Below are 12,603 nucleotides of genomic sequence, written 5' to 3'. Positions count from 1 at the left end.
GCGTACTTGGGGTCCCGGCCAGGAACGTCAGCCGGGTCTCAGCCGTGGGCCGCGGCCAGGTGCTTCACCAGGCGTGGTGAGGCGAACTCCGTACCGCACACGAAGCGCATCACCGGTCCGTAGGAGGACGCCGCCGGGAGACCGGTGAAGTACAGGCCGGGGGCGGAGGAGACGTGGCCGGCACCGAGCCTCGGGGCGCCCCGGCTCACCGCCAGGCTGGTGCGCAGTCCGTGCCCGAGGAAGTCCATCGCGGCGATGTCCACGCGGTAGCCGGTGGCCGCGACGACGTGATCGGCGGCCAGCCGCTCGGTGCGGCCGTCGTGGGTGCGGACGGTGAGCACCGGGCTGCCGTCCGGGGCCTCTGCACCCAGCACCCGGTCGACCTCATGGACCTGGACCTTGCCCTCGAAGCGGTCGCGCAGCCACCAGGCGCCGAGCGGACCGAGGACCTTGCGGACCAGGAGATGACGGGTCCGGGCGGGCAGGAAACGGTACGGCTGGGCGTAGTGGCTGAGCGCCCACAGCGACCAGGCACGGCCGAACGGCGACTCGGGGCGCAGCCTCGGCTGGCGCCAGGGCGGGGCACCGAACGCGACCCGGCCGCGGCCGCGCGAGACGACGCGCACCCGCGCGCCGGCTTCGGCCGCGAGGGCCGCGGTCTCCAGGGCGGACTGGCCGGCGCCGATGACGATCAGCTCCTGCCCGGCGAAGCGGCCGAGGTCGTGGTGCTGGGAGCTGTGGGAGACCGGGGAGGTGGGCGCGGGCCCGTCGCCGGCCGCGCCGGCCAGCTCCGGCGGGAGGTGGGCCAGCCCGGACAGGCCGGTGGCCACCACGACGGCGCGGGCGGTGAACGACTCCCCCGAGTCCAGTTTGAGTTCAAAGGCGCCGTGCTCGCCGCGGTCCACGGAGACCACCCGGACCCGCTCCAGGCCGGGGACGAGCCGCTGCTGGAACCACTCGCCGTAGGCGACGAAGGTCTCCACCGGGATGATGTCCTCGTCGGTGACCAGCCGGCGCACGCCGGCCGCGTCGCAGTAGTCGGCGAGGGTGTGGCCGGGTTGCGGACAGTCGAGGCTGGAGGCGACCGGGGTCGACTTGAGGAGCATGCCCTCGGGCATGTGCTCGCGCCAGCTCACCATGGGGTCGCCGAAGACGCGGACGGGGATGCCGCGCGCCCGCAGATGGGCGGCGGTGGACAGGCCGAACGGCCCGGCCCCGATGACTGCAACCGGTCGAATCACGAAGTCCCTCCCCAGGACGCGGTGCGCCACCTTCGTGGCCTTGCCTACCTCGTGGTGTGCGGGGTACCGGCGCCGCGGCGGCTGGTCCGCCACAGCTGATGGAGGTGCTTCGCGCCCGGGCGCACGAAGCGGGCGAGCATCGTGAGGAACGGCAGCGGGTCGTCACCCGCGAACCAGGCCAGCTCGGTCTCGCTCGCCCTGGCCGGCGCGTGCGGCGTCGTGTAGCCGCTGCGGCGGTAGGCGAGCAGGGCGGGCAGGTCGATGTTCTCCACGATGTAGCGGCGGCCGGCGCGCTGTTCCCCGTCCGGGACGGGGCGGCCGGTCAGGTTCAGGTGCATGGCGCGTACGACGTCGACACCCGAATCGCTCTCGAAGAGCCGGAACTGGGCGCCCATACGCGGGTTGAAGTCGAGGAGTTTGTACTGTCCGTCGCGCCGGTCGAAGCGCAGGTCGAGGTCGATGACGCCGCTGAAGCCGATCTCCTTGATGAAACGGGCGGCGAGGTCGGCGAGTTCCTGGTTGTCGACGACGTACGCGTTCGCCGTCATGCCGGCGTGCGGCGGCCAGGAGCGGACCTTGACGCCGGTGAACAGGACGAGCGGGACGGAGTCGGCGTCGAAGCAGGCGTGCACGATCCAGTCCTCCGCCTCCTCGCGCGGCAGGTACTCCTGGAGGATCACGCCGGGCCGCTCGCCCCAGTCGCGGGCGAGGGCGAGCAGTGCCTCGCGGCCGGCGATCCTCGTGGTGCCGTTGACGGCGGGCCGTCTGCGCCGTACGAACGCCTCCCGGTTCTTGGCCACCACCGGGAAGCGGGCCGTGTCGGCGAAGGCGACGATCTCGTCGTACGACCGGGGGAACGCGGTCGGCGGGCTCGGGACGCCGTGTTCCGCGCACAGTTCGTGCAGTCCCTGCTTGCTGGCGAGCCGGCGGGGCAGGGCGGGATCGACACGGGAGAAGAGGAAGGGGCCGGCCAGTTCGTCCTGATGCTCGGCGATCAGGACGGCGGCCTCCTCGTCCGTCGGGATCAGGACGGCCGGGCGGCCGATCCGGCGGCCGATGCGCTGCAGGCCCTCGATCAGGTGGGCCGGCTCCTCGGCGCCGGTCGTCGGCCAGACGAACGCCCGGGTGAGATAGCGGGAGGATGCCGCCGGAGTGTAGGCGTCCTCGGTGATGGCGTACATGGGAACGCCCAGGCGGCCCAGGCTGCGGATCGCGCCGACACCGCCGTGGTGCAGCGGGTAGTCGCCGAACTTGACGATCAGGCCCGGCACATCGCGGTCCGCCTCGACGGGCACACTGACGGCGTGTTCGGCCACGGGTCCCCCCACGTGTCCCCCCTACGGACCGGACCCACCCCGCCCGTGTCCCCCAAAGGACGCTAAGCCGGAATTGCCACCTCCGACAAGGGCCATTCGGGCATTGCGAACTCTTTAGACATCGGGCGGACAACCCTTGCGGCACTGCCCAAGACACCTGTCCCGGCCGTAACGTGTGGCGCGATCACATGGAACGCATCGCCATGCATGGCCCGGATGAGAGTGAGGCAGCACCCCATGCCCCCCTTCGACGTCCCCGAGGGCGACCCCTTCGGCCCGCACAACCTTCCCTACGGTGTGTTCTCACCCTCCGGCAGCACGGAGCGCAGGGTCGGTGTCCGGCTCGGTGACCACGTCCTCGACGCGGGCGCCGCGGCCGCCGCCCTCGGTTCGCCGTACGTCTCCCTGCTCGCGCAGGCCACCCTCAACCCGCTGCTGGCCGCCGGTCGCACGGCCTGGTCGGACGTGCGGCGCGCGCTGACGGCGTGGGTGACGGTCCCCTCACACCGGTCGACGATCGAACCACTGTTCCATCACTTGTCGTCGGTGACCCTGCACCTGCCCTTCGAGGTCGCGGACTACGTCGACTTCTACGCCTCGGAGAACCACGCCCGGAACGTCGGCCAGATCTTCCGCCCGGACGCCGAGGACTCCCTGACCCCCAACTGGAAGCATCTGCCGATCGGGTACCACGGCCGCTCCGGCACGGTGGTCGTCTCCGGCACGGACGTCGTCCGGCCGTCCGGGCAGCGCAAGGGGCCCGGCGACCCGGCACCGGTCTTCGGGCCCTCGATCCGGCTGGACATCGAGGCCGAGGTCGGCTTCGTGGTGGGCGTGCCCTCCGAGCTGGGCACGCCCGTCGCGCTCGGCGACTTCCAGGAGCACGTCTTCGGTCTCTGCCTGCTCAACGACTGGTCGGCGCGTGACATCCAGGCCTGGGAGTACGTCCCGCTCGGCCCCTTCCTCGGCAAGTCCTTCGCCACCTCGGTGTCGGCGTGGATCACCCCGCTGGAAGCACTGGAGCACGCCCGCGTGACGCCCCCCGAGCGCACGCACCCCCTGCTGCCCTACCTGGACGACGCCGCTCCCGGCATCGAACCCGGCGGCTACGACCTGCGAATCTCCGTCGCGATCAACGGTCACACGGTGTCCGAGCCGCCGTTCTCCACCATGTACTGGACCGCCGCCCAGCAGCTCGCCCACATGACGGTGAACGGCGCCTCGCTGCGCACCGGCGACCTGTACGGCTCGGGCACGGTGAGCGGCCCGGCGGAGCGCCAGCGCGGCTCGCTGCTCGAGCTGACCTGGAACGGCCGCGACCCGCTCGAACTCCCCGACGGCAAGCGCGCGTTCCTGGAGGACGGGGACGTGGTGACCCTGTCGGCCTGGGCGCCGGGGCCGGACGGCGGCCGGGTCGGGCTGGGGGAGGTCAGCGGGCGGATCGTGTCGCGCTGAGGCGCTGCCGGCAGGTGGCGGCGCGACCGGGTGTCCGGAAAGGCGGGGCGAACTCACCTTGACGGGGGCTATCCCCGCCGGACACCTGACTCACGCCCCGTGTCCCCGTCATACTGGCGGGGCCACGGCATCACCCGACGGGCCCTCGGCACGTCCCCGGCACCACCCGACACCCGCATCTCTCCGACCACGAACCGGAGCCCCGGCATGACGGTCTGCCTGCTCCTGCTGAGCGTCGTCGCCCTGACGGCCGCCGTACCGGCACCGCGCGCGCTGACCCGGGCCGACTGGCCCGAACGGGAGCCCGTGGTCGCCCTGTGGGCGTGGCAGTGCCTGGTCGCCACGGTCCTGCTGTGCTGCCTGACCGCGCTGGTGCTGGGCGCGGCAGCCGTCTTCCACACCGTCCGCGACCATGTGTTCGCCCCGGCGCCGCCTGCCGTCACCGCCGCCTACGACCTGTCCACCGCACCGGTCTGGGCCGTGGCCCTCACCCTGCTGCCGGCCTGCGGGGCCGCCTGGACGACGGCGATGCTCGCCCGGGAAATCGCCGAGGTCCGCAGGCGCCGCGGCCAGGCCCGGGCGCACCTGCGCGAACGCGCGCCCGATCTGCCCGCGGGGCTGCCGGCGGCGCGCGGCCCGATGCTGGTGCTGGAGGACGAGTACCCGGACGCCTGGTGGATGCCCGGGCACCCGCCCCAGCTGGTCGTCACCACCGGGGCGCTGCGCCGCCTCACCGGCCGTCAGCTGGACGCCGTCCTGACCCACGAGCGCGGCCACGCCCGCGCCCACCACGACTGGCTGCTCCACCTGTCCACCGCGCTCGCCACGGGCTTCCCGGGCGTTCCGCTCTTCGCCCACTTCTGCGACCAGACGCACCGTCTGGTCGAACTGGCCGCCGACGACACCGCCTCCCGCCGCTGCGGCCACCTCACCACCGCGCTCGCCCTGATCGAGCTGAACCAGCACCGCGGCGTTCTGTCCTGCGCCTCCAGCCACCGGCTCCTCGGTGAACGCGTGGACCGACTCCTGGAACCCCCGCCGCGGCTGCTCCGCCGGCACCGGGCGCTGACCACCACGGTGGCCGCGCTGGTGCCGTTGCTGCCGCTGCTCATCACGTTCGCCCCGGGGCTGACGGCGCTGTCCTGACAGTCCTGCCGGCCTCCGCCCCTACATCCAGTCGTCGGGTTCCGGCTCCTGCGCGTGTTCGGCCCAGTCGTCCTCCGGGGCCTCAGCGGCGACGGGCGAGGCACCTGCCGTCGAGGGCGCACCGGCCGTCGCCGGGGCACCGGCCGAGCCGGGACCGGCCAGCGAGTTCAGCACCTCCAGCACGCCTTCCCCGTAGGTCGCCAGCTTCTTCTCGCCGACGCCGCCCACCGTGCCCAGCTCCCGCACCGAGCCGGGCCAACAGGTGACGATCTCCCGCAGTGTGGCGTCGTGGAAGATGACGTACGCCGGGACGCCCTGCTCCCGGGCCTGTTCGGCGCGCCAGGCGCGCAGGGCCTCGAAGGCGGGGACGAGTTCGCCCGGCAGTTCGGCCGCGGCGGCCTTGGCCTTGCGCTCGCCCCGGCCCGAGGAGGAGCCCGCGCGGGAGGCGGCCGGCTTCTTCGGCTCCTTGCGCAGCGGCACCTCCCGCTCGCGGCGCAGCACGGATCCGCTCACCTCGGTGAGCACGAGCGTGCCGTACTCCCCCTCCACCGCGAGCAGTCCCTGGGCGAGCAACTGCCGGATGACGCCCCGCCATTCGCCGTCGGTGAGGTCCTCGCCGATGCCGAAGACGGACAGCTGGTCGTGGTCGAACTGGATGACCTTGCCGGTTCTCTTGCCGACCAGGATGTCCACGATCTGCACGGCGCCGAACTTCTGCCCGCGCTCCCGCTGCAGCCGCACCACCGTGGAGAGCACCTTCTGCGCGGCGACCGTGCCGTCCCAGGTCTCCGGCGGGGTGAGGCAGGTGTCGCAGTTGCCACATCCCGCGGCGGAGGGCTCCTGGCCGAAGTAGACCAGCAGCTGACCGCGCCGGCACTGGACGGTCTCGCACAGGGCGAGCATCGCGTCGAGGTGGGCGGCGGCCCGGCGACGGAACGCCTCGTCACCCTCGCCGGACTGGATCAGCTTGCGCTGCTGTATGACGTCGTTGAGGCCGTAGGCCATCCAGGCGGTCGAGGGCAGTCCGTCCCGGCCCGCGCGGCCCGTCTCCTGGTAGTAGCCCTCGACGGACTTGGGCAGGTCGAGGTGGGCGACGAAGCGCACGTCCGGCTTGTCGATGCCCATGCCGAAGGCGATGGTCGCGACCACGACCAGGCCCTCCTCGCGCAGGAACCGGGACTGGTGGGCCGCGCGCGTGCCCGCGTCCAGTCCCGCGTGGTACGGGACCGCCTCGATGCCGTTGGCGCTCAGGAACTCGGCGGTGCGCTCCACCGAGTTGCGGGAGAGGCAGTAGACGATGCCGGCGTCGCCCGGGTGCTCCTCCCGCAGGAAGGCGAGCAGCTGCTTCTTGGGATCGGCCTTGGGCACGATCCGGTACTGGATGTTGGGCCGGTCGAAGCTCGCCACGAAGTGGCGGGCCGCCGGCATGCCCAGCCGCTGGGTGATCTCCTGGTGGGTCGCGTCCGTGGCCGTGGCGGTGAGGGCGATCCGCGGGACGTCCGGCCAACGCTCGCCGAGCAGGGAGAGGGCCAGGTAGTCGGGGCGGAAGTCGTGGCCCCACTGGGAGACACAGTGCGCCTCGTCGATCGCGAAGACGGAGATCTTGCCGCGGGAGAGCAGGTTGAGCGTGGCGTCCACGCGCAGCCGCTCCGGGGCCAGGTACAGCAGGTCCAGCTCACCCGCGAGGAACTCGGCCTCGACCACGCGCCGCTCGTCGAAGTCCTGGGTGGAGTTGATGAAGCCCGCTCGGACGCCGAGCGCGCGCAGGGCGTCCACCTGGTCCTGCATCAGCGCGATCAGCGGCGAGACCACCACGCCCGTACCCGGTCTGACCAGGGACGGGATCTGGTAGCACAGCGACTTGCCGCCGCCGGTCGGCATGAGCACGACGGCGTCGCCGCCCGCCACCACATGCTCGATGACCGCTTCCTGCTCGCCTCGGAAGGTCTCGTACCCGAAGACCCGGTGCAGTGTGGCCAGCGCCTCGCTGTCGGTCGTGCCCGGCCCCTCGGTCATGTGTGGCATCTCCCTGATTCCGCCCGTCGCGCCCATCGTCTGGTCCCCGTGTCCTGTCCCCCGTGCGTGGTCCTTCGACCACTGCGTCCACGATAGGCGCCCGCACCGACAGCCCCGGAGTTGTCCACAGGCAGACCCTCCGACTTTCGGTGCCGCCGCACGCGTCCGGGGCCCGGTCCTCCGCGGGAGGACCGGGCCCCGGACGACGGCCGTGGCGTACTCAGCGCACGAACACGCTCGCCTGGTTCGCCAGGTCCAGGAAGTACTGGGGCGCCACACCGAGCACCAGCGTGACCGCCACGCCCACCCCGATCGCCGCCATGGTCAGCGGTGAGGGCACGGCCACGGTCGGCCCCTCGGGCCTGGGCTCGCTGAAGAACATCAGCACGATCACCCGGATGTAGAAGAACGCGGCGATCGCCGAGGAGATCACACCGACCACGACCAGCGGGGCCGCACCGCCGTCCGCCGCCGCCTTGAACACGGCGAACTTCCCGGCGAAACCGGAGGTCAGCGGGATGCCGGCGAAGGCCAGCAGGAACACCGCGAACACGGCTGCCACCAGCGGAGAGCGGCGGCCGAGCCCGGCCCACTTGGACAGGTGGGTCGCCTCGCCGCCGGCGTCGCGCACCAGGGTCACCACCGCGAAGGCACCGATCGTCACGAACGAGTACCCGGCCAGGTAGAACAGGACGGACGACACGCCGTCCTTCGAGGTCGCGATGACACCGGCGAGGATGAATCCGGCGTGCGCGATGGACGAGTACGCCAGCAGCCGCTTGATGTCGGTCTGCGTGATCGCGACGATCGCGCCGCCCAGCATGGTGATGACGGCCACGGCCCACATGACCGGCCGCCAGTCCCAGCGCATGCCGGGCAGGACGACGTACAGCAGGCGCAGCAGCGCGCCGAACGCCGCGACCTTGGTCGCCGCCGCCATGAATCCGGTCACCGGGGTGGGTGCGCCCTGGTAGACGTCCGGCGTCCACATGTGGAACGGGACGGCGCCCACCTTGAACAGCAGACCCATCACGATCATGGCGCTGCCGATCAGCAGCAGCGCGTCGTTGCCCATGGTGCCGGCCAGCGCCGGGTCGACGTTGGTGACCGTGCCGTCGACGACCTGCGCGATGCGCCCGTACGACACCGAGCCCGCGTAGCCGTAGAGCAGGGCGATACCGAACAGGGTGAACGCTGAGGCGAACGCGCCCAGCAGGAAGTACTTGACCGCGGCCTCCTGCGACATCAGTCGCTTGCGGCGGGCCAGCGCGCACAGCAGGTACAGCGGCAGGGAGAAGACCTCCAGGGCCACGAACAGCGTCAGCAGGTCGTTGACCGAGGGGAACACCAGCATGCCCGCGATCGCGAAGAGCAGCAGCGGGAAGACCTCGGTGGTGGTGAACCCGGCCCGGACCGCGGCCTTCTCGCTGTCACTGCCCGGGACGGACGCGGCCTGGGCGGCGAAGGAGTCGACCCGGTTTCCGTGCGCCTCCGGGTCCAGGCGCCGTTCGGCGAAGGTGAACAGGCCGACCAGGCCGGCCAGCAGGATCGTGCCCTGCAGGAACAGGGACGGTCCGTCGACCGCGATCGCCCCCATCGCCGCGATGTGCGCCTTCGTGGTGCCGTATCCGTTCGCCGCGAGCGCGACGACCGCGGCGAACGCGGCGCACAGTGCCACGACGGACACGAACACCTGGGCGTAGTAGCGGGACCTGCGCGGGACGAACGCCTCGACGAGCACCCCGACCAGTGCCGCACCGATCACGATCAGGGTCGGTGACAGCTGTCCGTATTCGATCTTCGGCGCGTCGATCTTCGAGATCGGGTCGGCCGCGGTTGTCCACAGGCTGTGGACGGCTGTTGCGCTCACTTGGCCGCCTCCGCCTCGGGCTTGGGGTCGGTCTTGTGTACGTCGGACATGGTCTGTTTCACCGCAGGGTTGACGATGTCCGTGACGGGCTTCGGGTAGACGCCGAGGAAGATCAGCAGCACGATCAGCGGGGCGACGACCACCAGTTCACGCGCGCGCAGGTCGGGCATCGCCGACACCTCGGGCTTCACCGGGCCCGTCATCGTCCGCTGGTACAGGACGAGGGTGTAGAGCGCGGCGAGGACGATGCCGAAGGTGGCGATGATGCCGATCACCGGGTAGCGCGTGAACGTGCCGACCAGGACCAGGAACTCGCTCACGAACGGCGCGAGGCCGGGCAGCGAGAGGGTGGCGAGACCGCCGATCAGGAAGGTGCCGGCGAGCACCGGGGCGACCTTCTGCACACCCCCGTAGTCGGCGATGAGCCGGGAGCCGCGCCGGGAGATCAGGAACCCGGCGACCAGCATCAGCGCGGCCGTGGAGATGCCGTGGTTGACCATGTAGAGCGTGGCCCCGGACTGGCCCTGGCTGGTCATCGCGAAGATGCCCATGACGATGAAGCCGAAGTGCGAGATCGACGCGTAGGCCACCAGCCGTTTGATGTCCCGCTGGCCGACGGCGAGCAGCGCGCCGTAGACGATGCTGATGAGCGCCAGTACGAGGATGACGGGCGTCGCCCACTTGCTGGCCTCCGGGAACAGCTGGAGGCAGAAGCGGAGCATCGCGAAGGTGCCCACCTTGTCGACGACCGCCGTGATGAGCACGGCGACCGGGGCGGTGGACTCCTGCATGGCGTTGGGCAGCCAGGTGTGCAGCGGCCACAGCGGCGCCTTCACCGCGAAGGCGAAGAAGAAGCCGAGGAACAGCCAGCGTTCGGTGCTGGTCGCCATGTGCAGCGAGCCGTTCGCCCGCGCCTGCGCGATCTCCTGGAGGCTGAAGTTCCCGGCGACCACGTAGAGACCGATCACCGCGGCCAGCATGATCAGGCCGCCGACGAGGTTGTAGAGCAGGAACTTCACGGCCGCGTACGACCGCTGGGTGGAGGCCGCCTCCTCACCGTGCTCGTGGGCACGGTCCCCGAAGCCGCCGATGAGGAAGTACATCGGGATGAGCATGGCTTCGAAGAAGATGTAGAAGAGGAAGACGTCGGTGGCCTCGAAGGAGATGACCACCATCGCCTCGACGGCGAGGATCAGGGCGAAGAACCCCTGGGTGGGCCGCCAGCGGCGGCTGCCGGTCTCCAGCGGATCGGCGTCGTGCCAGCCGGCCAGGATGATGAACGGGATCAGCAGCGCGGTCAGGGCGAGCAGCGCCACCGCGATGCCGTCCACGCCCAGCTCGTACCTGACCCCGAAGTCCGCGATCCAGGCGTGGGATTCGGTGAGCTGGTAGCGGTCGCCGTCCGGGTCGAAGCGGACCAGGACCGTGATCGCCAGGGCGAGTGTGGCGAGCGAGACGACCAGCGCCAGCCATTTCGCGGCGTTGCGCTTCGCGGCCGGTACGGCGGCCGTGGCGACCGCCCCGAGGGCCGGGAGCGCCGCCGTCGCTGTCAGCAGAGGAAAGGACATCGGTATCAGACCGCCCTCATCAGCAGGGTCGCGGCGACCAGGAGCGCCGCGCCGCCGAACATCGAGACCGCGTAGGAGCGGGCGAAGCCGTTCTGGACCCGGCGCAGCCGTCCGGACAGGCCGCCGAAGCCGGCCGCCGTGCCGTTGACGACGCCGTCGACCAGGGTGTGGTCGACGTACACCAGGGAGCGCGTGAGGTGTTCTCCGCCACGCACCAGGACGGCATGGTTGAAGTCGTCTTGCAGCAGGTCGCGCCGGGCGGCCCGGGTGAGCAGCGAACCGCGCGGGGCGACCGCCGGAACGGGTTTGCGGCCGTACTGCGCCCAGGCGATGCCGACGCCGACCACCAGGCAGACCAGGGTCGCGCCGGTGACCGTCGCGGCGCTGATCGGCGAGTCGCCCTCACTGTGGCCGGTGACCGGCTCCAGCCAGTTGAGGAAGCGGTCGCCGAGGTGGAAGAAGAAGCCGCCGAAGACGGAGCCGACGGCCAGCACGATCATGGGGATCGTCATGATCTTCGGAGACTCGTGCGGGTGCGGCTCGCCCGTCGCGGCAGCGGCATGACCGGATGCGGCCTCGCCGTGGTACGCGGCCGCGGGCTCCGCGCCGGGTGCCTCGGGGGACCGAGTGGGCTGGTTCCTCCAGCGCTCCTCCCCGAAGAACGTCATCAGCATCACGCGCGTCATGTAGAAGGCGGTGATGGCCGCGCCGAGCAGGGCCACGCCACCGAGGATCCAGCCCTGGGTGCCGCCCTTGGCGAAGGCCGCCTCGATGATCGCGTCCTTGGAGTAGAAGCCGGATAGGAACGGGAAGCCGATGATCGCCAGGTAGCCGAGGCCGAAGGTGACGAAGGTGACCGGCATGTACTTGCGCAGGCCGCCGTACTTGCGCATGTCGACCTCGTCGTTCATGCCGTGCATGACCGAACCGGCGCCGAGGAACAGCCCGGCCTTGAAGAAGCCGTGGGTGACCAGGTGCATGATCGCGAAGACGTAGCCGATGGGGCCGAGGCCCGCCGCCAGCACCATGTAGCCGATCTGCGACATGGTCGAACCGGCCAGCGCCTTCTTGATGTCGTCCTTGGCGCAACCGACGATCGCACCGAAGAGGAGCGTGACGGCGCCGACCACGGTGACGGCCAGCTGGGCGTCGGGTGCCGCGTTGAAGATGGCGCCGGAGCGGACGATCAGGTAGACGCCCGCCGTCACCATCGTCGCGGCGTGGATCAGGGCCGAGACCGGGGTCGGGCCCTCCATCGCGTCCCCGAGCCAGGACTGCAGCGGGACCTGGGCCGACTTGCCGCACGCGGCGAGCAGCAGCATCAGACCGATCGCGGTGAGCCTGCCCTCGGAGGTGTCACCGGTGTGGCTGAGGACCGGGCCGAAGGCGAAGCTGCCGAAGGTGGTGAACATCAGCATGATCGCGATCGACAGGCCCATGTCGCCGACCCGGTTGACCAGGAAGGCCTTCTTTGCGGCCGTGGCGGCGCTGGGCTTGTGCTGCCAGAAGCCGATGAGCAGGTACGAGGCGAGGCCGACGCCCTCCCAGCCGACGTACAGCAGCAGGTAGTTGTCGGCGAGGACCAGCAGCAGCATCGCCGCGAGGAACAGGTTCAGGTAGCCGAAGAAGCGGCGGCGCCGCTCGTCGTGCTCCATGTACCCGACCGAATAGAGGTGGATCAGCGAGCCGACGCCCGTGATCAGCAGCACGAACGTCATCGACAGCTGGTCCAGGCGGAAGGTGACGTCCGCCTGGAAGTCGCCGACCGAGATCCACGTCCACAGGTGCTGGGTCAGGGTGCGGTGTTCGGCGTCCTTGCCGAGCAGGCCGGCGAAGAGGATCAGGCCGAGCACGAAGGAGGTGGCCGACAGGAGCGTGCCGATCCAGTGGCCCACGGCGTCCAGCCGCCGGCCGCCGACGAGGAGGACGGCCGCTCCGAGCAGGGGCGCCGCGATGAGCAGCGCGATCAGGTTGTCCACGATTCTTCCGAC

The 12,603-nt window shown here is 71.1% G+C and carries 8 protein-coding genes; 2 read left to right on the top strand and 6 right to left on the bottom strand.

Annotation, left to right across the window (positions count from 1 at the left end):
- Positions 1–38: 38 nt before the first annotated feature.
- Together ACFVVO_RS00685 and ACFVVO_RS00680 are read right to left on the bottom strand one after the other, a co-directional pair.
- A complete protein-coding gene (locus ACFVVO_RS00685; protein WP_390050818.1) occupies positions 39–1,241 on the bottom strand; it encodes an FAD-dependent oxidoreductase in 1,203 nt (400 codons plus the stop codon).
- A 44-nt stretch (positions 1,242–1,285) separates the two neighbouring features.
- Positions 1,286–2,536: an ATP-grasp domain-containing protein gene (locus ACFVVO_RS00680; protein WP_390051537.1), complete on the bottom strand. Its 1,251-nt coding sequence runs from the start codon at positions 2,534–2,536 to the stop codon at positions 1,286–1,288.
- 258 nt (positions 2,537–2,794) lie between these two features.
- Between ACFVVO_RS00680 and fahA the strand changes: the two genes are divergently transcribed.
- Together fahA and ACFVVO_RS00670 are read left to right on the top strand one after the other, a co-directional pair.
- A complete protein-coding gene (gene fahA / locus ACFVVO_RS00675; protein WP_390050817.1) occupies positions 2,795–4,012 on the top strand; it encodes a fumarylacetoacetase in 1,218 nt (405 codons plus the stop codon).
- A 207-nt stretch (positions 4,013–4,219) separates the two neighbouring features.
- Positions 4,220–5,158, top strand: coding sequence for a M56 family metallopeptidase (locus ACFVVO_RS00670; protein WP_390050816.1), 939 nt, complete (start codon positions 4,220–4,222; stop codon positions 5,156–5,158).
- Between the two features lie 21 nt (positions 5,159–5,179).
- Here ACFVVO_RS00670 and recQ read toward each other — a convergent pair whose 3' ends face one another.
- The 4 genes from recQ to nuoL all read right to left on the bottom strand — a co-directional run bounded on the left by recQ (position 5,180) and on the right by nuoL (position 12,591).
- Positions 5,180–7,210: a DNA helicase RecQ gene (gene recQ / locus ACFVVO_RS00665; RefSeq protein ID WP_390050815.1), complete on the bottom strand. Its 2,031-nt coding sequence runs from the start codon at positions 7,208–7,210 to the stop codon at positions 5,180–5,182.
- 184 nt (positions 7,211–7,394) lie between these two features.
- Entirely contained in the window at positions 7,395–9,044 is a 1,650-nt protein-coding gene (gene nuoN, locus ACFVVO_RS00660; protein WP_390050814.1) for an NADH-quinone oxidoreductase subunit NuoN, read from the bottom strand.
- The gene (locus ACFVVO_RS00655; RefSeq protein WP_390050813.1) at positions 9,041–10,612 is read right to left on the bottom strand and encodes an NADH-quinone oxidoreductase subunit M; all 1,572 of its coding nucleotides are present in this window, start codon (positions 10,610–10,612) and stop codon (positions 9,041–9,043) included. The genes nuoN and ACFVVO_RS00655 overlap by 4 nt, the downstream gene beginning before the upstream one ends.
- Before the next feature lie 5 nt (positions 10,613–10,617).
- Positions 10,618–12,591: an NADH-quinone oxidoreductase subunit L gene (gene nuoL / locus ACFVVO_RS00650; RefSeq protein ID WP_390050812.1), complete on the bottom strand. Its 1,974-nt coding sequence runs from the start codon at positions 12,589–12,591 to the stop codon at positions 10,618–10,620.
- Positions 12,592–12,603: the final 12 nt, after the last annotated feature.

Origin of the sequence: Streptomyces sp. NPDC058145 (assembly GCF_042884245.1) — a bacterium.
Lineage (GTDB): Bacteria > Actinomycetota > Actinomycetes > Streptomycetales > Streptomycetaceae > Streptomyces.
This window is presented reverse-complemented; position numbering and strand designations above follow the sequence as displayed.